Raw genomic sequence first — 21,350 nt, forward strand, 5'->3', positions numbered from 1 at the left:
GGCGGTGCGACCAAGGGCTCGCTACGGGCTTGGTCGTGCCAGAGTCGCGCGGTCATCGGTCTTCGACCCCGCGCTCTTCTGGCGTGTAGGGCCAGGACTCCGCCCACATCGAGTAGGACTCACCTTTGAGCTCCGCGGCGGGCTGGCTGATTGCGGGGTTCGGAGTAGTGATGTCCGCTACCGTGCGTGCGACTTCCGCTTCGGCGTGGTCACGCCGGGCGGACTCATGGCGCATCGTGGCGGCGGAGATGCGCTTCCTCCAGTCCTTCGGGACGGTGTCGAGCAGGCTGCCGAGCTCGGTGATGATCTCGTCCTCGACGGACGTCGGTGATAGACGGAGACCGGAGTCTCGCCGTTGGACCGTAGCGCGGACATGCTTGACGAGGGTCTCGGTCATGGGAGCGTCGATCAGGTGGGCTTTGCGCCATGGCATTTCGACGATGCGGCCGGTGTCTGGGTGGCGGAACCACACGCGGTTGACGTCGTGCGGGTCGTAGTGGAACGGCATGGCCCGGTCCTCCGCGCGAAAGGTGCCCTTGGGGACTGACCGCAGGCCTTCCAGCTCGGGACTGTCGTAGGTCAGTCCGGACAGTTCCACCCCCGACTGGCCCACGGTGCCCCACCGTGTCGGCAGAAAGTCATACAACAGGTCGGGACGCTGGGGAACGTGGAGTCGGCCGGTGACCTTCAGCAATGCGTCGAACATGTCGATCGGACGCACGTCGGTGCGTTCGGCGCCCGGTGGGTGCAGTCCGTCGTGCGGGGTGCGGTGGTATTCCAGAGCGATCCAACGGCGCAGGAATTTCTCGAGCTCCGGCGCTGTGAGTAGTTCGGCTGCGTCGTCGATTCCGCCAAGCCCGACCGTCCGGCCCCGCTGGGCGACGTTGCGGCCCTTGTATCCGGGCAGCTGCTGCAGGCCTCGTTGCAGGGTCTCGTGGTAGCGCTCGAGGATTCCGTTGTCGATGGGTCGCCGTGTTCGTGACAGGGGTAGATCGATCCCGAAGCGATCCAGCAGGTCTCGAAAGACCTGCGAGACGAAGATCGAACCGTGGTCGGCGCGCACTGCCATCGGCCGCACCCCGGGCACTGAGTGCTCTCCCTGCATGCCTGGTGCGATGCGCAGCGATCGGCACGTCCGTGGGCAGGAGACTTCCACTCCTGAGCAGTCAGGGTCGGCGTCTGGGTCGTCGGGATAGAACTCGATGCGTTCCGGGACCCCGGCCCACGCCCAGTCCGAGACCTCGGTGCCCTCGACGAACTGTGAGAAGGGGCGCAGGACGTCATACATGAGCAGCGAGGCATCGTGCGAGTCGGCGCTCATCGGCACCACACGCAGAGCAAGGATCATGCGAGTGGCAAGGTCCATCGCAGAGATGATCTCGACCGAGCAGGCGCCGCCACGCACAGGGCACCAGACCATCGCATCGGAGCGCGTGACGTCGATCGCCACGATCTGGCCCGGAACCATTGCCGCGTACGACTGCGTTCCCGAGACACCGCGGAGCTTGTTGGAGCGTTGGGCACGGGTCGTGGCGCCGCGGGTCTTCATCAGATGGGCGACGAATCGCCCCGAAGCGCGCTTCGGGGCAACAATGCTGTGGCCCGCCTCGTGGAGGCGCACCTTGATCCGACGGTGAACCTCGCGAAGGTTGACAGTGGACACATCCCCGTCGAACTCGGCCACGACGTCTTGAGCTGCCTGGCGCCATGCCAGCGGGATCGAGGAGTACACCTCCGTCGTGCGGGACCGGCGCTGGTCCACCAGACCGAGCAGGCCGCCCTCTTCTGCCGCTTTGACCCAATTGTGGAGCGTCCGCCCGGAGATCGAACTGACGTCGCGACCACCAGCCCGCTCTGACGACGACTCGTGCCGAAGCAGCTTGCCCATCCGCTCACACCGTGCCGTGAGACTGACACCCGAAGCCGGGTCGAAAGTGCCGTTCGGCTCGCCCGGAAGTGCAAGATCGGCATGTCCCCGGCGGAAGCCAGTGACGATCTCCTGGACGATGCCCAGCCGGAAGAGCGCCTCGCGGCGCACACCCTCGCCAAGACGTTCCCACTGCGCAGCGAAGCTATACAAAGCAGGCGCATCGCCGACCGATGTGTCGAGGGACTGCATCATCGTGACCTCGGGCCAGGGCACCCACTCGATCTGGCCACGAATGTCCCGCAGCTCGATGCCCTGCACGTCGACGTGGACGACCAGCGCCGTCCCGTCGTCGGTCAGCACCGTTTCACCAGCCTGAAGAACCACCCTGTTCTTGATCATCGCGGCCCTCCGCCAAGACGCACGGCAGTGTCTGCCGTAATGCGATCGTCCAGGTCAACGGTGAGGCCGCCGGTCCACAGCAGATGCCACATCATGGCGATCGTCTGACCATCACCGTCATCGAGCGCCATCAGCTCCCCGACCGTTGCGCTCCGTCGACACGCCTTCTGCAGGCGCATCCGAGCGGTGTGATGCGGCCAGGCAGGTTCGTGACGGAAACAGGCGAGCCAAAGCATGTTCAACCGCCGCGCGTCCTCCGCAGCGTTGTACAGGGCGTACTCCCAGCCGACGTCAGTGCAGGCCTCCTCGGTCAGGCTCGCTTGACGCATGAAGCGCTCGTCCCGGCGGTCGGACGGCCGGGCGTCCCAGACAACGACCCGACCGTCCGCGTGCTCGCACGCGATGTCGGGCACGTGCCGGGTGCCGTCGGAGAACGTCATGAGCATCGGCTGCGCAACGATCCACACCACACTCGGGTCCCGATCGAGTTCACGAGCTAGCTCGTACTCCAGCCCTGACTCCAGGACCAGCGGCGACGCCGTGGTCTGGCAGTGCATGCGCACCGGCGCGTGTCGCGACATGGAATCCGCCGCAGTTCTTCGGACCGGAGCCAGGTTTCGGATGTCTAGGGCACCGAGACCCCAGTCCCACACGACGTCGTCGCCGGCCACAGTCCGGACTCGCCAGCCAGCATCGGAGTCCGAGACGTTCTGGTTGACGGATGCGGCGCCAGAAGCGCATTCTGGACGTGCTGAAGACATAGGAGTACCCCCAATTTGAGCGGTGGGTGTTTCTTTCCAGCGGAAGGTCAGAATCCGCTGTAGCGAGGCGATCGGGTCCGGGAGTTGCACCTCTCGGACCCGCTTCGCGTTCTCGGCGCCCTGCGCCGACCTGCGTCAGCCCATCCGGCCACCGCCCTCGGCATCAAAGCCCCGCTGCAGTACGTCAGCCATGACGACTCGAACGGGACGGCCGCTGTCCCGGGAGGCCCGGTAAATCCGCTCGGCTAGCGCTGCGGGGATCTGCGTATCGATGCGCACCGCATCATCCGCACGGTGTTCGCGCACTCGCGTGGGAGGCCGGCCCGTGCGAGCAGACGGAATCACGACCTGGTCTGGTGTCTTCGCCACCATCGCTACGCGCCCTCCGGACTCGACATCAACTGAACCAGCGGGTCCGGTTGGTCAGGCCGTAGCGAATCGGGTCGGTAGCCCGAGCGTTCACGAGGTTGGCGTCGTGGAAACTCGATTGCTGAGGTCGAGTATCGGAAACCAGTATGGCGGCCGGTGCGCTGCGACTCAAGGGCAGGAGCCGAGCTCAAGCGTTGCGCCCCTGCTGCGGCGGCGCGCTACCTGCTGGTCGGGCTATGTCCCCGGCCGTACGACAGGATTCAGGCTGACTGAACCCCCCCCGTTCAGAATCACTTATGAAGCACATCTGTAAGATTCTGAAGGATCGCCTGCACGTCGACACGACAGCCCGTCAGGACTGCATATCGACGAACCGCGAGTAGTGGCCCTGGAACGCGACGGTGATGGTGTCGGTGGGGCCGTTACGGTGCTTGGCGACGATCAGGTCGGCCTCGCCAGCACGGGGCGATTCCTTCTCGTACGCGTCCTCGCGGTGCAGCAGGATCACCATGTCGGCGTCCTGCTCGATCGATCCCGACTCACGAAGGTCCGACATCGCCGGCTTCTTGTCCTGCCGCTGCTCAGGACCACGGTTCAGCTGCGACAGCGCGATGACGGGGACGCCGATCTCCTTCGCCAGAAGCTTGAGCGCACGGGAGAACTCGGAGACCTCCTGCTGTCGCGACTCGACCTTCTTGCCGGAGGTCATGAGCTGCAGGTAGTCGATGACGACGAGCTTGAGGTCGTGCTTCTGCTTGAGCCGCCGGCACTTGGCGCGGATCTCGGTGAGCGACATGTTCGGTGAGTCGTCGATGAACATCGGCGCCTCGGAGACCCGGCCCATCACCTTGGCGACCTTCTGCCAGTCGTCCTCGCCCATGGAGCCGTTGCGCAGCTTCTGCAGGTGGACCCGCGCCTCCGCGGACAGCAGACGCATCGTGATCTCGTTGCGGCTCATCTCCAGCGAGAAGACGACTGACGACTGCCCGTGCTTGATCGACGCGGCCCGCGCGATGTCGATGGCCAGCGTCGAGTTGTGCGTCGGGACCATCGACCGGCTCGCGAGGTACAGGTGCGAGGAGTGCTCGATCTCCACGCAGCGCACAGGCACCGAGTCGATACGCCTCACCTCGACGACGAACCGCGACGTGAGCTTCGCCGTCGAAGGCCTACGGCGCTCCTTGTGCACGAGGCGCTTGCGCTCGAGTCCGAAGACCTCGTCGTCGGTGGTGAAGGTGATCGTGTAGGCGACCGACGACCCGGCGCTCCTGCCGCGAACCGTCTTCTCCCACCAGCCGGTGCGGTAGCCCAGGCTGTGAACCAGCTCGCGGAACCCTTCGGCGAGCCTCCGGCTGGTCACGGTGAACTGCGGGCTCCCGGTTCGGTTCACGGTGCCGTCAGTGTCGAGCAGCCCGGCCAGGAGCTCGCGCCGCTGCGACTCGCTGGCTCGGAGGTACGCGTCGGGGATGTGCTTGTCGCCCAGCACTCCGAGGGTCCGCAGGATCGCAGAGACGCTGCCGTGATGCTCGTGGCATTCCATGCACCGGCGATGACCCGAGCTCGGCCCACCACAGTCCGAGCAGGTCGGCGCAGCAGATCGAGGCGACACTGCAGACGACTTGCCTCCGCAGGAACGTCCGCACGTCTTGACATGGGCGAGCTTGGGCACGAACTCGGTGCCACAGACGACGCAGCGTCGTGTGGAGACCGGGCCGTCACCGGGCAGCTGCAGCTGGTACAGCTTGGCCGCACCTGGAACTGAGGTGCGCTCGCCGACGACGTAGCCGAGTCCTTCGATCCGCATCGGGATCTCGGGGTCTGCTGACGTGAATCGTGCGGACGACGAGTGTCCGTCACCGAGCCACACACCGAGCACGTACGGGTGGAGCGGAAGGTCAGCGTCGGGAAGATCGAGAGCCTTTGCCGTCGCGATCGAGTGGTTCGCCCGACGATCCGCCGTCGCGCAGAGCAATGATCCGGCGATCTCCTCCGTCGTCCGGATCTCGGACTCAGGCGCCTGCCCGTGGTGCACCTTCCGCCGCTGGGCGCGGGTGCTCGTCGACCACTCGTGCTGCGCGTCGGCGACGATCGTGGTGCCGTCGTCGAAGACGACCTCGTAGCACGGCCGCCCGGTCATCACCTCGGTCGCCCGGACGACACGCGTGGGCGTGCCGTCGGCGGCGATCAGCTCGTCGCCCACCGCGACGTCCCCCATCGTCGTCCAGCCCGAGGGCGTGGGCAGCGGGGTGTCGAGCGCGAGCGCCTTACCCATGGCCGGTCGCGCGGCGATGACGATCATCTGCCCGGGGTGCAGGCCGTTGGTCAGCCGGTCGAGGTCGGCGAAGCCGGTGGGGACGCCGACCATGCCCTCGCCGCGGTTGCCGGCGGCCTCGATCTCGTCCATCGTCCCGCCGATGATCTCGGCGAGCGGCAGGTAGTCCTCGGAGGTCTTGCGCTCGGTGACGGCGTAGATCTCGGCCTGCGCGGTGTTGACGATGCCCTCGACGTCGCCGCCGTCGGTGGCGTAGCCGAGCTGCACGATCTTGGTGCCGGCCTCGACGAGGCGGCGCAGCACGGCCCGCTCCTGCACGATGCGGGCGTAGTAGCCGGCGTTGGCGGCGGTGGGGACGCCGGCCATGAGGTCGTGGATGTACGGGGCGCCGCCGACGCGGGCGAGCTCGCCGCGCTTGGTGAGCTCGGCGACGACGGTGATGGCGTCGGCGGGCTCGCCCCGGCCGTACAGGTCGATGATGGCGTCGTAGACCGCCTCGTGCGCGGGGCGGTAGAAGTCGTTGCCGCGGATCTGCTCGACGACGTCGGCGATGGCGTCCTTGGAGAGCAGCATGCCGCCGAGCACGCTCATCTCGGCGGCGACGTCCTGAGGAGGTGTGCGGTCGAAGGTGGCGCCGGGCGCCCCCTGATAGCCCGCCTCGAGCTCCTCGATCGACATGCTCACCCCGCTCCCCCGCCGTCGCCGGCGTCCGGTCCGTCACCGGACATCGACTCCCGCTGTCAGGTCCACGTTCTACCGTGGCCCTCTGACACCGCGGACGACGCTAGGCGCGCCCGCGACCGTGCGCAATCGACGGTGTGGACACAGGTGTGGACGGGCCTGTGGATATGCGCCTCAGGCTGTGCACGGGCGGTGGACAGGCATGTGCACAACTGGGGATATCGGCTGTGTACAACTTTCGGCAGGTCCCTGACCTGCGACGACGTTACCCTCAGGCTGTGGAGGAGAAGAAAGTTGGGTGAGGTGCACCGCACCCCGGATCCAGACGCCGGACACCCCGGCGCCACCCCTCCTTCACCGACGCCGCCGGAGGGTCACCCGCCCGCCGACTCCGCCCACAAGGTTGTCCACAGGGGCGACCACAGGGGTGACCGACGCCGCATCGACCGCGACATCCTCGCCCTCGCGCTGCCCGCGCTGGGCGCCCTCGTCGCCGAGCCGCTGTTCGTGCTCGTCGACAGCGCCGTCGTCGGCCACCTCGGCACCGCGCAGCTCGCCGGCCTGTCCGTCGCGTCCACGCTGCTCGTCACGCTCGTCGGCCTGTGCGTGTTCCTCGCCTACGCCACCACGGCCGCCGTCGCGCGCCTCGTCGGCGCCGGCCGCACCCGCGACGCACTGCAGTCCGGCATCGACGGCATGTGGCTCGCCCTCGGCCTGGGCGTCGTGCTGGCCGCGGTGCTCGCCGTCGGGGCGCACTGGGCGGTCGGGGCGATGGGCGCCGGCGCGGACGTCGCGGGCTACGCCGCCACCTACCTGCGCTGGTCGGTGATCGGCCTGCCCGGGATGCTCGTCGTCCTGGCGTCCACCGGCGTGCTGCGCGGCCTGCAGGACACGCGCACGCCCCTGTGGGTGGCGTCGACGGGCGCCGTGGTCAACGCGATCCTGTCGGTCGTCCTGGTGTACGGCGCGGGCCTGGGGATCGCGGGCTCCGCCATCGGCACCGCGGCCACCCAGCTCGGCATGGGTGCGGTCCTCACCGTCGTCGTGGTGCGCGGCGCCCGCCGCCACCACGCGTCGCTGCGGCCGCACCACGCGGGTATCTGGGCCAACGCCCGGGCGGGCGCGCCGCTGTTCGTCCGGACGGCGTCGCTGCGCCTCGCCATCCTGCTCACCGTCGCGGTCGCGACCAGCCTGGGCGCGACGGCGCTGGCCGGCTACCAGGTCGTCAACAGCCTGTGGGGACTCGCAGCGTTCGCCCTCGACGCGCTCGCCATCGCCGGCCAGGCGCTGGTGGGCCACGGTCTCGGGGCCGGCGACGTGGGGCGGGTACGCGCCGTCCTGCGCCGCTCGCTGCAGTGGGGCGTCGGCGCCGGCGTCGTCATCGGCGTCGTGTTCGCCGTCTCCGGCTGGTGGATCGGCCCGCTGTTCACGTCCGACCACGACGTGCGCCTCGCGATCACCGCCGGCCTCGTCGTCACGGGCGTGCTCATGCCGATGGCGGGCTGGGTGTTCGTGCTCGACGGCGTCCTCATCGGCGCCGGCGACGGCCGCTTCCTCGCCTGGGCCGGGATGCTGACCCTCGTGGTCTACGTCCCGTTCGCCCTCGCGGTCCGGGCCTGGGCGCCCGACGGCGCGCTCGGGCTGGCGTGGCTGTGGGGCGCGTTCGCCGGCGTGTTCATGCTCGCCCGCGCCCTCACGACCGGCCTGCGCGCCCGCGGCGACCGCTGGATGGTCACGGGCGCGTGACGCCGCCGGCCCGTCCGGTGAACGCCGTGTGACGCGACGCCGTCACGAGGGCACCACGAGCCGGTAGCCGATGCCGCGCACGGACGAGACGCGCAGCTCGGGCAGCACGCGCAGCCGCTTGCGCAGCCGCTTCACGGCGGACACCACCGGGTCCGGGTCACCCAGGTAGCCGGTCCGCCACACGGTGCTGGTGAGCTCCGCGAACGACCACACGCGGTCCGGCGCGGACGCGAGCACGACCAGCAGGTCGAACTCCCGGATCGACAGGTGCACGGGCACGCCACCCGCGATGACCTCCCGCGCCGCGAGGTCGACCTCGAGCGCGCCGAGCACGATCCGCCGCGCCGGGTCGCGGTCCGGCGCGACGGCGACGACCGGGACCTCGCCGGACAGCGGGGCGGGGGCGCGGGCGTGCACCTCGAGCGTGTGCGGTCCCTCGTCGTCGGGCAGCACCGCGGGCGGGGGCGGGCCGAGGAGCGTGCGCGCGCCGTCGGTGTCGGCGGTCGCGATCACGGCCGCCCGGCCGCGCAGCAGGCGGGCCACCTCGCCCACCCGTTGCAGCGGCAGCCCGATGCAGAGCACGTAACCGCCGACCGGCTCGACCACGTTCTTGGGGGGCATAGCCGTCCTCCGTCCGACGCGCTCCGGGCAGGTTCGCGGACATCGTTGAGCGGACATCGTTTACCCAGGTGCCTATCAGAGTTCAGGCGGGACCGCCCGCCGACGACGCCCGGAACCGACCCGGGCCTGCCCCCGGGTTGACCGGAAACTGGCCGCCGACCGTCCTTGTCCGCCGGAGGAACGCCGGATGGGCTGGAGGGTGGGCCCCGACCGGGCGCCCGTCACGACGCCCCCGGACCCGGGGGCTCCCTCACCTGGAGGAAGCGTGCACTCACCGATCCGCACGAGATCGATGCGAACCGAGTCGAACGGGACATCGACCGGTACCAGGAGGGGGTGGGTCGCGACGAGCGCGGCCGTCGCCCTCCTCGCCACGTCCGCGGTCGGGGTCGCGCCGGCGTTCGCCGACGACGGCCCGCCGCTCGCCCCGTCCGCCGACGTGCCCGACCCCACGGACAAGATCGGGGCCGCCGTCGAGAAGGACCTCGACGCCGGCCCCGCCGACTTCTGGCTCGACCTCGCCGACACGGCCGACCTGCGTGCGGCGAAGGACATCGCCGACTGGGACGACCGCGGGCGGTACGTCTACGACACCCTCACCGCCGTCGCCGACGACGCGCAGGCCGACCTCCTGAAGGAGCTCGACGCCGCGGGCGTCGCCCACGAGTCCTTCTGGATCTCCAACCGCATCCTGGTGCGCGACGGCGACGCCGCCCTCGCGACCTCGCTCGCGGCGTCCCCCGAGGTCGAGACGATCTCCGCGCCGCAGACGTTCGACCTGGTCGAGCCCGTCGAGCGCACCAAGTCCCCCGTCCGCGGCACGCAGTCCGTCGAGTGGGGGCTCCAGGCCATCAACGCCGACGAGGCGTGGGCCCTCGGGTACACGGGCGAGGGCGTGACCGTCGCCAACATCGACTCGGGCGTGCAGGGCGACCACCCCGCGCTCGCGCCGCACTACCGCGGCCTGCAGGCCGACGGCAGCGTGGTGAACGACTACAACTGGTTCGACTCGTCGAACGCCTGCGCCGGTGGCTCCCCCTGTGACACCGACGGCCACGGCAGCCACACGATGGGCACCATGGTGGGCGACGACGGCGCCGGCAACCAGATCGGTGTCGCGCCGGGCGCGGACTGGATCGCGGCCAACGGCTGCTCCACCTGCTCCGACGCGGACCTGCTCGAGTCCGGGCAGTGGGTCCTCGCGCCCACCCGGACCGACGGCAGCGACCCCGACCCGAGCAAGCGTCCCCAGGTGGTGAACAACTCCTGGGGACTGAACGCGTCGGGCGCCATCGACGACTTCATGGCCGAGGAGATCGCGGCGTGGGAGGCCGCCGGCATCTTCGGCACCTGGTCGGCGGGCAACGAGGGGCCGGGCTGCCGGTCCACGTCGTCGCCCGGCGCGAACGAGGCCACCTACGCGGTCGGCGCGTTCGACTCCTCCGGCGCGATCGCGTCGTTCTCGTCGCGCGGCACCGGGGAGAACGGCGGGACCAAGCCGAACATCTCCGCCCCCGGCGTCAACGTGCGCTCGTCCGTCCCGGGCGACGGCTACGCGTCCTACAACGGCACGTCGATGGCCGCCCCGCACCTCGCGGGCGCGATCGCGCTGCTGTGGAGCGCGGCGCCGAGCCTCGTCGGCCAGATCGAGGAGACGCAGGCGCTGCTCGACGGCGCCGCGGTCGACGTCGACGACACGACGTGCGGCGGCACCGCGGACGACAACAACGTGTGGGGCGAGGGCAAGCTCGACGTCATGGCCCTGCTCGACGCCGCACCCGTGGGCGACACCGGGATCGTCACCGGCACCGTGACGGCCACCGACGGCACCCCCGTCGCCGGCGCCCAGGTGACGTTCGACGGCGACCGCGACCGCACCGTCACCGCGGGCGACGACGGCGCCTTCACGGCCGAGCTCGCCGTCGGCGACTACGCGGTGAGCGCCCAGGCCTTCGGCTTCCTCGCCTCCGCGCCGGCCGACGTCGCCGTCGTCGTGGACGAGACCGTCACCCTGCCGATCACGCTGGAGCGGGCGCCCACGCGCACCGTCTCCGGCACGGTCACGGAGAAGGACGGGTCGCCCACCCCGGGCGCCGTCGTCGCCCTCTCCGGCCCGCTGGACCCGGTCACGACCGGCACGGACGGCACCTACGCCATCCCCGGCGTGCCCGACGGCACGTACACCCTGACCGTCTCGGCGGGCACGTGCGCGGAGCCGTTCAGCACGGAGGTCGTGGTGGACGGCGACGAGTCCGTCGACGCCGCCCTCAAGCGGCTGATCGACGCCTACGGGTACTACTGCTCCACCGGGACCGCCGGCGTCGCGACCGGCGACACGCTGCTGGCCCTCACCGGCGACGACAAGGCGGCGTCGGTCGACCTGCCGTTCGGCTTCCCGTTCTACGGCGAGACGTACGACACCGCGTACGTGTCGACCAACGGGTTCCTGAACTTCCTCGCCTCGTCGACGAGCCTGACGAACGGCGCGCTCCCGAGCGCGGCCGCGCCCAACGCCGCGGTCTACCCCTTCTGGGACGACCTCAACGTGGACGCGGAGTCCGCCGTCTACACCGGCACGACGACGGTGGACGGCGTCGACGCGTTCGTCGTCGAGTGGCGCAACGTGCGCAAGTACCGGCCCGAGACCGACCGGGTCAACTTCTCCGCCACCCTCCTCGCCGACGGCCGGGTCACCCTCGGCTACGGCCCCGTCACCGACACCACCACCGCGCGCGGCGACTCCGCCACGATCGGCATCGAGGACGCGGCGGGCGCGGTCGCGTCGCAGTTCTCGTACAACACCCCGGCCGTGGCCGAGGGCCTGTCCGTCACCTACGACCTGGCCGGCATGGGGTCCGTGGCCGGCACGGTACGCGACGGCAACACGAACGAGCCGCTGGAGGGCGCCACCGTCACCATCACGTCGAAGGACGACGGCGACGAAGCGGTCGTGACCACCGGCGCGGACGGCACCTACGCCGCCCGGCTCCCGCTGGAGCGGTACGGCCTCACCTACGCGAAGGACGCGTACGCGAGCGCCACCCGCAACGCGGCGCTCACGGAGGACGGCCAGGTCGTGACGCGGAACGTCGCGCTCGGCGCCGGCCGGCTCGAGGTCAACAAGGAGAGCGTCTCCGCCTCGATCGGGATGGGCGCCACCGCCAGCCGCGCGTTCCGGGTGACCAACACCGGCACCGAGCCGGTGGACGTCTCGCTGGGCACGGGCGGCGGCGGCTTCGAGATGCTCGGGGTCAAGGGGACCGAGGGCGCCGTGATCAACCACGTCACGGACGACGCCACCGTGCCGAGGTCGACGACACCCGCCGGCCCCGGGCTGGGCACGTCGGACGGCAAGCAGGGCGGCCTGGCGACGTCCGGGGCGAAGGCGGGCACCGTCTCCCCCGACCTGTCGGCCGTCCCCCTCGACGAGACGACCCTGACCCACTCGGCGTCGCAGGACGTCGTGGCCAACAACTCGGTGGCGTGCACCAACCAGGTGACCACCCAGGACAACGGCTACCTGCGCACGTTCACGCTGAGCGACTTCGGCATCGACGGCACGTTCGACGTGAAGAGCGTGTCGTTCGCCGTGGAGGCCGCCCAGGTCGCGCAGCCGCTGACCGTGAACCTGTACACGTTGGACGGGGCGCTGACCTACGCCAACATGACGAAGATCGGCAGCGCGGAGGCGACGGTCGGCACCAGCGCCGGCGGCACGGTCGTCTCGGTGCCTGTCGAGGGCGAGGTGCCGAACGACGGCACCCTGGTCGTCGAGATCGACGTGCCGGCCGGCGGCTGGTTCTTCATCGGGTCCAACGACGCCGGCCAGACGGCGCCGTCGTACCTGCGGTCGGAGGCCTGCGACCTCCCGGAGCCCACCGACACGGCGGACATCGGGTACGCCGGGATGCACATCGTCATGAACGTCTCGGGCGAGGCGGCAGGCGGGGGCGGCCTGGAGTGGCTGGACGTCCAGCCGCCGGAGCTCTCCCTCGCGCCGGGGGCGTCCGTGCAGGCCGCGGTGACCCTCACCGCCGCGGTCGAGCAGCCCGGGGCGTACTCGGCCACGATCACCGCGGCCGGGGACACCCCGTACGAGGCGCCCACCGTCGCAGCACTGATGACGGTGAAGGCACCGACCGGGTGGGGCAAGGTCACCGGCACGGTGACCGGTGACGGCGGGCCGCTCGACGGCGCCGTCGTGCACCTGGACGGCAAGGCGTCCGACAAGACCCTCGTCACGGGGGCCGACGGCACGTACGGGTACTGGATGCCCAAGGCCAACGGACCGCTCCAGCTGGTCGTCGCGGCGAACGGGTTCGTCCCGGCCGTCCGCACCGCCCAGATCGTCGCCGGGCAGACCTCGGTCTACGACATCGACCTGAAGCCGCTGCCCTGATCGCCTGACAGGACGAACGACGAAGGCCCCGACCCCCTCGCGGGGGCCGGGGCCTTCGACCGTCAGGCGTCAGGCGTTCAGCCGGCGACGACCTTGACGGCGATCTTCGCGGAGACCTCGGGGTGCAGGCGCACCGACACGGTGTACTCACCGGTCGTCTTGATCGGCTGGCCGATCTCGATCTTGCGCTTGTCGACCTGCGGGCCCTCGGCGGCCACGACCGCGTCGGCGATGTCACCGGTGGTGACGGCACCGAACAGGCGGCCGGACTCGCCGGCGTTCGCCGTGACGACGACCGTCTTGGCGGCGAGCGAGTCGGCCACCGCCTTGGCCTCGTCCAGCGTGGCGATCTCGCGGGCCTTGCGGGCCTTGCGGATCGCGGAGACCTGGGACTCGGCGCCCTTGGTCCAGGGGGTGGCCAGACGGCGCGGGATGAGGAAGTTCCGGGCGTACCCGTCCTTCACCTCGACGACGTCGCCAGGCTCACCGAGACCGGTGACCTCGTGGGTCAGGATCAGCTTCGACATGATTCAGTGATCCTTCCGGTCAGCGGGCCGAGGACGAGTACGGCAGCAGCGCCATCTCACGGGCGTTCTTCACCGCACGGGCGATCTGGCGCTGCTCCTGGACGGAGACGCCGGTCACGCGACGCGCGCGGATCTTGCCGCGGTCGGAGATGAACTTGCGCAGCAGCGCGGTGTCCTTGTAGTCGACGGACTCGATCTTGGCCGTCTTGAGCGGGTTGGCCTTCTTCTTGGGCTTGCGCACCACAGGCTTCGCCATGGTGTTGCTCCTTCACAGGTGCTGTCCTCACGAGGCACCGGCCGGGGCCGGCGTCGGAGGACGGGTGATCTGGGGACTGGCGCCGATCAGAACGGGGGCTCGTCCGAGAACCCGCCACCGGAGGAGGCGGGACCGGCCGTGGCCCACGGGTCGTTGCTCTGACCGCCGCCGGAAGAACCGAAGCCTCCGCCGGGCTGGCCGCCGCCACCCTGGGGGCCGCCGTAGCCGCCCCCCTGGTTGCCGCCGCCACCGCCGAAGCCGCCGCCGCCACCGGAGCGCTGGGCGCGGGTGACCTTCGCCGAGGCGTACCTCAGCGACGGGCCGACCTCGTCGACCTGCAGCTCCACGACGGTGCGCTTCTCCCCCTCGCGGGTCTCGTACGAGCGCTGAGTCAGACGGCCCTGCACGACGACGCGCATGCCCTTCGTCAGCGACTCGGCCACGTTCTCCGCGGCCTCGCGCCAGACCGAGCAGGCGAGGAACAGCGCCTCGCCGTCCTTCCACTCGTTGGTCTGGCGGTCGAACGTGCGCGGCGTGGACGCGATGCGGAAGTTGGCGACGGCAGCCCCTGACGGGGTGAAGCGCAGCTCCGGGTCCGCGACCAGGTTTCCGACGACCGTGATGACGGTCTCACCAGCCATGCCATGCTCCTTCGTTCGTCCGAGAGTCGTGAGGGGATCCCATCACGGGGCTGTGACATTCACGATGTCTGCGTCCACAGGCTGGCCCGGGACGCCGCCCGCGACGGGGGCAGAGTTTCGGTTCAGGTCTCAGCGGGCGTCGGTGCGCAGGATCTTGGTGCGCAGCACGGCCTCGTTTAGGCCGAGCTGGCGGTCCAGCTCCTTCGCGGTGGCCGGCGTCGAGGTGAAGTCGACGACGGCGTAGATGCCCTCGGAACGCTTGTTGATGTCGTACGCCATGCGGCGACGACCCCAGATGTCGACCTTGTCGACGGACCCACCCTCGGTCGAGATGACCGTCAGGTACTTGTCCAGCGACGGGGCCACGGTGCGCTCCTCGACCTCCGGGTCCAGGATCACCATCAGCTCGTACTGACGCATGTGTTCAACCCACCTCCTCTGGTCTCAGCGGTCACGGTCGTTCCGTGACAGGAGGGTTCTTGCGTGCGTCGGCCGCGCGCCACCCCGGAACGGTCCGGGGTGGTGGGCACAGCCAGTCGACCAGGATACCCGCCGTTGCGGCCGTCCCGGAAATCGGTCAGTTGTCGGTGCCCATGATGCCGAGCGGGTCGTCGTCATTGCCGTTGCCGTTCCCGTTCCCGTTGCCGCCGTCGTCGGTCGGGGAGTCGGTCGGGTCGGGCTCCTGGTTCTTGGGGCCCTTGGACACGATGATCGTCACGTTCGACCCGGGGTCGACGGGCTGGCCGGCGCCGGGGTCGGTCCCGATGACCGTGCCCTCCGGGACCGAGTCGCTGAACTCCTCCTTCGCCTGGGGAGACGGGTTCAGCGTGTCGCCGTACAGCTGGTTCCGTGCGTCCTCGAGGCTCAGCCCGGCGACGTTCGGCACAGCCACCTGCTCCGGCTTGTCCGGCTGCCCGGTCGAGACGACGAGGGTCACGGTGGTGCCCACGGGCACCTCCTGGCCCACGCCGGACATCTCCAGCACCTGGCCCTTGCGCTCGTCGCTGTCCCGCGCCTGCGTCCGCACCACGAGCTGCAGCCCCTGCAGCTCCTGGGTCGCCTTCGCCACGTCCTGGCCGACGAGGTCCGGCACGGTGACCTTCTCCTCCTCGGTCTCGCTCGGCGTCGGCGACGGGGTGAAGGTCGGCTGGGCCGGCACGTACTCGGGGAACTCCTCGACGTCCATGCCCTCGGTCGCGACCTGCATGAAGTCGGTCCACGCGCGCACCGGCCAGGTACCGCCGGTGATCTCCGGCCACTCGCCGAAGCCGTCGATGTCGTCCTGCCCGGCGATCTTGCCCGCCTCGAGGTCGAGCGTCTTGTACTGGCGCAGGCCGACGACGGTCGTGAGCTGCGGCACGAAGCCCGCGAACCACGCCGACTTGTTGTCGTTCGAGGTACCGGTCTTGCCGGCCACGGGGCGGCCCAGCTCCTGCGCGACCCGGCCGGAGCCGGTCGGGTCCTCGACGACCTTCGTCATCGCATAGGTGGCCGCCGTGGTGACGTCCGCGTCGAACTCCTTCTCCTGCTCCTGCGGGGCCTCGTAGAGCACCGTGCCGTCGAGCGTCTCGACTTTCGACACGATGTGCGGCGTCGTGCGGTAGCCGCCCGCCGCGATCGTGGAATAGGCCCGCGCGAGGTCGACCGGTCGCACGGAGTCGACGCCGAGCACGTTCGACAGTCCTGCCGTCAGCGGGTAGTTCTCGTCCTTGCGGATACCCGCGCGCTCGGCCACCTCGCGGGTCTTCTCGGGCCCGACCTCCTCGTTGAGCTGCACGTACGCGGTGTTGACCGAGTGCGCGGTCGCCGTGGTGAGGTCGATGCTGCCGCCGTAGTTGGCACCGCCGAAGTTGGGGACCCTCCAGTCCTCGCCGTTGTTCGCGTCGGGGAACACCTTTCCGGAGTTCCCGTCGAGCTTCTCCTCGAGCGTGTGGTCGTTCTCGAGGGCTGCCATGAGCGTGAACGGCTTGAACGTCGAGCCGGCCTGGACCACGTCCTGCGTGGCGGTGTTGAGCGACTGCTTCACGTAGTCGGGCCCGCCGTAGAGCGCCTTCACCGCGCCGGTCTTCGGGTCCATCGACACCAGCGACATGCGGACGTTCTTGTTCGCCTTGCCGTACTGGCCGTCCTCGTGCAGCGTCTTCTCGACCTCGACGGCCGCCTTCTGCAGCTTCTGGTCGATCGTCGTGGTGATCTTGAGGCCGCGCGTCTCCAGCTCCTGCTCGGACTCGAGCGGGCCGTCCGGGTTGCTGTCCGACCTGACGAGCTCCTTGCGCACCTGGGCCATGAGGTAGCCCTTCTGGCCGCCCCAGGTGTTGGTGGCTTCCTTCTTCTTCTTGAACTTCGGGAACTCCGCCTTCGCCCGCTCGTCCTTGGTGATGTACCCCTGCTCGTACATCCGGTTGATGCTGCGCTTCCAGCGCTCCTTGGCCTGGTCCGGGTCGACCGACGGGTCCCAGTTGTTGGGCGACGGGATGATCCCCGACAGCATCGCGGCCTCGGACGGCGTGAGGTCCTTGGCGTCCTTGCCGAAGAACTCCTGCGACGCGGCCTGGATGCCGTAGGTGTTGCGGCCCCAGTAGATGGTGTTGAGATAGCTCTCGAGCACCCGCTCCTTGGGCTGGGTCTGCGCCACCTTGAGCGCGATGATCGCCTCGCGGGCCTTGCCCGCGTACGAGTCCTCGGTGTTGAGGTAGTACCGCTCGACGTACTGCTGCGTCAGCGTGGACGCTCCCTGCCGCCCGCCGCCCTTGACGTTGTTGTAGGCCGCGCGCGCGATGCCCTTGAGGTCGATGCCGTTGTTGGTCCAGAACGTGTCGTCCTCGGAGGCGACGACCGCGTTCCCGACGTACGCCGGCAGGTCGTCGAGCTTGACGAGCTCCCGCTTCTGCTCGGCGAACTGACCGATCGGCTTGCCGCTCGACCAGTAGACGGTCGTGGCCTGGTTGTTCACCTCGTCGAGGTTCTTGGGGATCGTCGTCGTGCTCCACGCGGCCACGAACAGACCGGCGCCCAGCGCCGTCCCGGTGAGCAGGGTGCCGACGACGATGCGCCAGGACGGCAGCCAGCGCTGCACCGGGCCCTTGTGCGGGCGCGGGTAGTTCCAGAAGCGACGTCTCCTCGCCACGTCAAGCCTTTCGTCGTGCGGGACCGGCGTCGTGCTCGTCGAGTGCGCCGGCCTGCGGACCACAGGGAACACTAGGCGATGCCGCAGGGCCGACGGGAGCCTCGGGCGCCCCGGGCGACGGTTCGCCCCCAGGCGTCCGCAGCCCTCTGGCCTGCGCTCCGCGGAACCTTCACAACTCCCCGGACGCCCGCGCCGGGCGCTTCCCGTTGCACGACCATGTCGGCGAGTCCTATTCTCACGATGTATCGACTCGATACGTCGTGACGACGGGTCGGCAGCGACATCGGGACAGGACGGGAAGGGGAACCCTCGTGCGCAGCAGGTCTGTGGTGCTCGAGACGGCCATCCTCGGCCTGCTCAACTCCGCCCCGCTGCACGGGTACGAGCTGCGCAAGCGGCTCAACCTGCTGCTCGGCTCGTTCCGCGCGTTCTCCTACGGCACCCTCTACCCGGCACTCAAGTCCCTCGTGGCGCGCGGTCTCATCGAGACCACGGAGCGCGAGGCTCCGGCCCCCGCGACGCGGGCGTCGGGATCCCGGCAGGCCGGGGCCAGGTCCTCGGGCAAGGCACCGCTGTCGGGCCGGCGCGGGCGGATCGTGTACCGGCTGACCGCGGACGGGAAGGAGCACCTCCAGACCGTCCTCGCGTCGTCCGGCCCGGCCGCCTGGGAGGACGAGAACTTCGACGTCCGCTTCGCGTTCTTCGCGCAGACGGACGCCGAGACCCGCATCCGTATCCTCGAAGGCCGGCGAACCCGGCTCACCGAGCGGCTGGAGGCGGTCCGAGAGTCTGCCGCACGCACCCGCGAGCGGCTCGACGAGTACACCCTCGAGCTGCAGCGCCACGGGCTCGAACAGGTCGAGCGCGAGGTGCGCTGGCTCGACGGACTCATCACCACGGAACGCGACCGTGCTCTCGGCCGCGCCCGCGACCACAGCGCCGGGGTGCAGGACGCCCCGGCCCAGAGAAACAAGGAGCGAGGATGACCTCCGTCCGCGTTGCCATCGTCGGTGTCGGAAACTGTGCATCGTCCCTGATCCAGGGCGTGCACTACTACCGCGACGCCGCCCCGACCGACACCGTCCCCGGCCTCATGCACGTGCAGCTCGGCGACTACCACGTGAGTGACCTGGAGTTCGTCGCGGCGTTCGACGTCGACGCGAAGAAGGTCGGCTTCGACCTCGCCGAGGCGATCCACGCCTCCGAGAACAACACGATCAAGTTCGCCGACGTGCCGCCCACCGGCGTCACCGTCCAGCGCGGCCACACCCTCGACGGTCTCGGCGACTACTACTCCGCCACGATCGACGAGTCGGACGCCGCGCCGGTCGACGTCGTGCAGGCGCTGAAGGACGCGAAGGTCGACGTCCTCGTCTCCTACCTGCCCGTCGGTTCCGAGGCGGCGGACAAGTTCTACGCGCAGGCCGCGATCGACGCGAAGGTCGCCTTCGTCAACGCGCTGCCCGTCTTCATCGCCTCCGACCCCGAGTGGGCGAAGAAGTTCGAGGACGCCGGCGTGCCGATCGTCGGCGACGACATCAAGTCGCAGGTCGGCGCCACGATCACGCACCGCGTGCTCGCCAAGCTGTTCGAGGACCGCGGCGTCGTGCTCGACCGCACGTACCAGCTCAACGTCGGCGGCAACATGGACTTCAAGAACATGCTGCAGCGCGACCGGCTCGAGTCGAAGAAGGTCTCCAAGACGCAGGCGGTGACCTCGAACCTCGCGGGCCCGCTCGGCGGCAAGAAGGAGGACCGCAACGTCCACATCGGCCCGTCGGACTACGTCGCGTGGCTCGACGACCGCAAGTGGGCGTACGTCCGCCTCGAGGGCCGCGCGTTCGGCGAGGTGCCCCTGAACCTGGAGTACAAGCTCGAGGTGTGGGACTCCCCCAACTCCGCCGGCATCATCATCGACGCCGTCCGCGCCGCGAAGATCGCGCTGGACCGCGGCATCGGCGGCCCGATCCTCTCGGCGTCGACCTACTTCATGAAGTCCCCGCCCGTGCAGATGGAGGACACCGCGGGCCGCGCCCAGCTCGAGGCGTTCATCCGCGGCGACGTCGAGCGCTGACGCCGCCACCACCGACACGGCGACAGAGAGGCCTTCCCCCCCCGTCACGGCGGGGGAAGGCCTCTCTGCCTGGGACGAACCGGGCATGGGAAGGTAGGGCACGTGGGAGCCTTCGGCGAGACCTGGCACGAGCTGCGCGCGCTGCTGCGGCTGGAGGGCTTCCGCAAGCTCTTCACCGTCCGGCTGGTCTCGCAGGCCGGTGACGGCATGTTCCAGGTGGGCCTGGCCTCCCTGCTGTTCTTCTCCCCCGAGTCGCAGGGCACCGCGGCCGCGATCGCCGGCGCGTTCGCCGTCATGCTCGCGCCGTTCACGATCGTCGGCCCCTTCGCGGGCGTGCTGCTCGACCGGTGGCAGCGCCGCCAGGTGCTGGTGTGGGGCAACGCCGTACGCCTGGTGCTCACGCTCGCGATGGCTGGCGTCATGCTCGCCGGCGGCGTCGGCTGGGCCATCTACGCCATCGGCCTCGCGGCCCTGTCCGTCAACCGCTTCCTTCTCGCCGGGCTGTCCGCCGGCCTGCCGCGTGTCGTCGACGGGCCGCTGCTGCTCACCGCCAACTCGCTGTCCCCCACGCTCGGCGCGGGCGCCGCGTTCGTGGGCGGCGGCATCGGCTTCGTCCTCGGCCTGGCGTTCGAGCCCGGCCGGGTCAAGGACTCGTCCGCGCTCGTGTGCGCCGCGCTCGTCTTCGGCGTCGCGTCGCTGCTCGCCACGCGCCTGCGGCGCACCCAGCTCGGCCCCGAGCAGCCGGCGGAGGCCGACCTGCGCGGGGAGATCGCCAAGGTCGCCCGCGGGCTGGCCGACGGCGCCCGCTACCTCGTCGCGCGGCGCACGCCGGGCCAGGCGCTGCTCGCGATGGCCGTGCACCGCTTCCTCTACGGCGTGGTGTTCATCGCGTCGATCCTCATCTCGCGGAACCTGCTCGACCCCGGTAGCCAGAGCGCCGGGATGGCGACCTTCGCCGTCGTCATCGGCCTGACCGGCGCCGGCGGCGCGCTCGCCATGGTGCTGACGCCGACGCTCTCGCGTCGCACCGGCCCGCAGGGCTGGATCGCCGTCATGCTGCTGCTCGCGGCCGCGAGCCAGCTGCTCCTCGTCACGACGCCGGAACGCGCCGTCGTCTACACCGGGGCCGCGCTCCTCGGCCTGGCCGCGCAGGGCACCAAGATCGCCGTGGACACGATCGTGCAGCGCGACGCCGAGGACGAGTTCCGCGGCCGCGCCTTCGCCTTCTACGACGTGCTCTACAACGCCGCGTTCGTCGGCGCCGCCGCCCTCGCCGCCTTCACCCTGCCGGACACCGGCTGGTCCCGCGGCGTCTTCGTCGGCCTCGCCGTCGCCTACGTGCTCGCCGCGCTGCTGATGGCGACGCGGGGGGCTCGCACGCCCGTCGACGTGCCGGCCCGCGTCCGCCGGGCCGGGGGCACCGGGGACGCCGCCGCGCGCGCCTGACGCCCGCGCGGATCGTGAACCGACGGTTCACGACCGTTCCCGGACCGGTCGTTGTTCCGGCCCCTGCCCGAGCCGCAGGCTGAGGTCCCGCGCTCGTCCTGGCCCGCTCTCGCGACGACCGACGAGTTCCGACCGAAAATCAGGTCGTCACGGGAAGCGGG

14 protein-coding genes are annotated in these 21,350 nt (G+C 70.2%); 5 read left to right on the forward strand and 9 right to left on the reverse strand.

The features are described 5' to 3' along the window. Positions 1–52: 52 nt before the first annotated feature. The 3 genes from ACH443_RS08795 to dnaB all read right to left on the reverse strand — a co-directional run bounded on the left by ACH443_RS08795 (position 53) and on the right by dnaB (position 6,349). Positions 53–2,269: a hypothetical protein gene (locus ACH443_RS08795; protein ID WP_430590085.1), complete on the reverse strand. Its 2,217-nt coding sequence runs from the start codon at positions 2,267–2,269 to the stop codon at positions 53–55. Then, positions 2,266–2,940 carry a TnsA-like heteromeric transposase endonuclease subunit gene (locus tag ACH443_RS08800; RefSeq protein WP_430590086.1) on the reverse strand — a complete coding sequence of 225 codons (675 nt, stop codon included), beginning with the start codon at positions 2,938–2,940 and terminating at the stop codon, positions 2,266–2,268. The genes ACH443_RS08795 and ACH443_RS08800 overlap by 4 nt, the downstream gene beginning before the upstream one ends. Before the next feature lie 811 nt (positions 2,941–3,751). Continuing rightward, on the reverse strand, positions 3,752–6,349 hold the full coding sequence (gene dnaB / locus ACH443_RS08805; protein ID WP_429763212.1) for a replicative DNA helicase: 2,598 nt from the start codon (positions 6,347–6,349) through the stop codon (positions 3,752–3,754). A gap of 444 nt (positions 6,350–6,793) precedes the next feature. On the opposite strand from dnaB, the gene ACH443_RS08810 reads away from it, so the two are divergent. After that, positions 6,794–8,098, forward strand: coding sequence for an MATE family efflux transporter (locus ACH443_RS08810; protein WP_430590226.1), 1,305 nt, complete (start codon positions 6,794–6,796; stop codon positions 8,096–8,098). A gap of 42 nt (positions 8,099–8,140) precedes the next feature. Here ACH443_RS08810 and ACH443_RS08815 read toward each other — a convergent pair whose 3' ends face one another. Beyond that, positions 8,141–8,719 (reverse strand): winged helix-turn-helix domain-containing protein, encoded by a 579-nt coding sequence (locus tag ACH443_RS08815; protein ID WP_429762833.1) that lies wholly within the window; start codon positions 8,717–8,719, stop codon positions 8,141–8,143. A gap of 292 nt (positions 8,720–9,011) precedes the next feature. Between ACH443_RS08815 and ACH443_RS08820 the strand changes: the two genes are divergently transcribed. After that, positions 9,012–13,118, forward strand: coding sequence for a carboxypeptidase regulatory-like domain-containing protein (locus ACH443_RS08820; protein WP_430590087.1), 4,107 nt, complete (start codon positions 9,012–9,014; stop codon positions 13,116–13,118). 77 nt (positions 13,119–13,195) lie between these two features. Here ACH443_RS08820 and rplI read toward each other — a convergent pair whose 3' ends face one another. The 5 genes from rplI to ACH443_RS08845 all read right to left on the reverse strand — a co-directional run bounded on the left by rplI (position 13,196) and on the right by ACH443_RS08845 (position 17,669). After that, positions 13,196–13,645, reverse strand: coding sequence for a 50S ribosomal protein L9 (gene rplI / locus ACH443_RS08825; protein ID WP_429762831.1), 450 nt, complete (start codon positions 13,643–13,645; stop codon positions 13,196–13,198). 19 nt (positions 13,646–13,664) lie between these two features. Continuing rightward, positions 13,665–13,901 (reverse strand): 30S ribosomal protein S18, encoded by a 237-nt coding sequence (gene rpsR / locus ACH443_RS08830; protein WP_100422261.1) that lies wholly within the window; start codon positions 13,899–13,901, stop codon positions 13,665–13,667. Positions 13,902–13,987: 86 nt separating this feature from the next. After that, the gene (locus ACH443_RS08835) at positions 13,988–14,542 is read right to left on the reverse strand and encodes a single-stranded DNA-binding protein (RefSeq protein ID WP_429762830.1); all 555 of its coding nucleotides are present in this window, start codon (positions 14,540–14,542) and stop codon (positions 13,988–13,990) included. A gap of 129 nt (positions 14,543–14,671) precedes the next feature. Next, positions 14,672–14,962 (reverse strand): 30S ribosomal protein S6, encoded by a 291-nt coding sequence (rpsF, locus tag ACH443_RS08840; protein WP_429762829.1) that lies wholly within the window; start codon positions 14,960–14,962, stop codon positions 14,672–14,674. A 157-nt stretch (positions 14,963–15,119) separates the two neighbouring features. Then, the gene (locus ACH443_RS08845; RefSeq protein WP_430590088.1) at positions 15,120–17,669 is read right to left on the reverse strand and encodes a transglycosylase domain-containing protein; all 2,550 of its coding nucleotides are present in this window, start codon (positions 17,667–17,669) and stop codon (positions 15,120–15,122) included. A gap of 311 nt (positions 17,670–17,980) precedes the next feature. Here ACH443_RS08845 and ACH443_RS08850 point away from each other — a divergent pair, with 311 nt between their 5' ends. The 3 genes from ACH443_RS08850 to ACH443_RS08860 all read left to right on the forward strand — a co-directional run bounded on the left by ACH443_RS08850 (position 17,981) and on the right by ACH443_RS08860 (position 21,189). After that, on the forward strand, positions 17,981–18,655 hold the full coding sequence (locus ACH443_RS08850; protein WP_429762827.1) for a PadR family transcriptional regulator: 675 nt from the start codon (positions 17,981–17,983) through the stop codon (positions 18,653–18,655). Further along, complete coding sequence (locus ACH443_RS08855; protein WP_429762826.1) at positions 18,652–19,743, forward strand: inositol-3-phosphate synthase; 1,092 nt, start codon at positions 18,652–18,654, stop codon at positions 19,741–19,743. The genes ACH443_RS08850 and ACH443_RS08855 overlap by 4 nt, the downstream gene beginning before the upstream one ends. A gap of 102 nt (positions 19,744–19,845) precedes the next feature. Beyond that, a complete protein-coding gene (locus ACH443_RS08860; RefSeq protein ID WP_430555603.1) occupies positions 19,846–21,189 on the forward strand; it encodes an MFS transporter in 1,344 nt (447 codons plus the stop codon). The last annotated feature ends 161 nt before the right edge of the window (positions 21,190–21,350 follow it).

It is taken from the genome of Isoptericola sp. NPDC019571, from assembly GCF_044389385.1.
In the GTDB taxonomy this organism is placed as follows: Bacteria; Actinomycetota; Actinomycetes; order Actinomycetales; family Cellulomonadaceae; genus Isoptericola; species Isoptericola nanjingensis.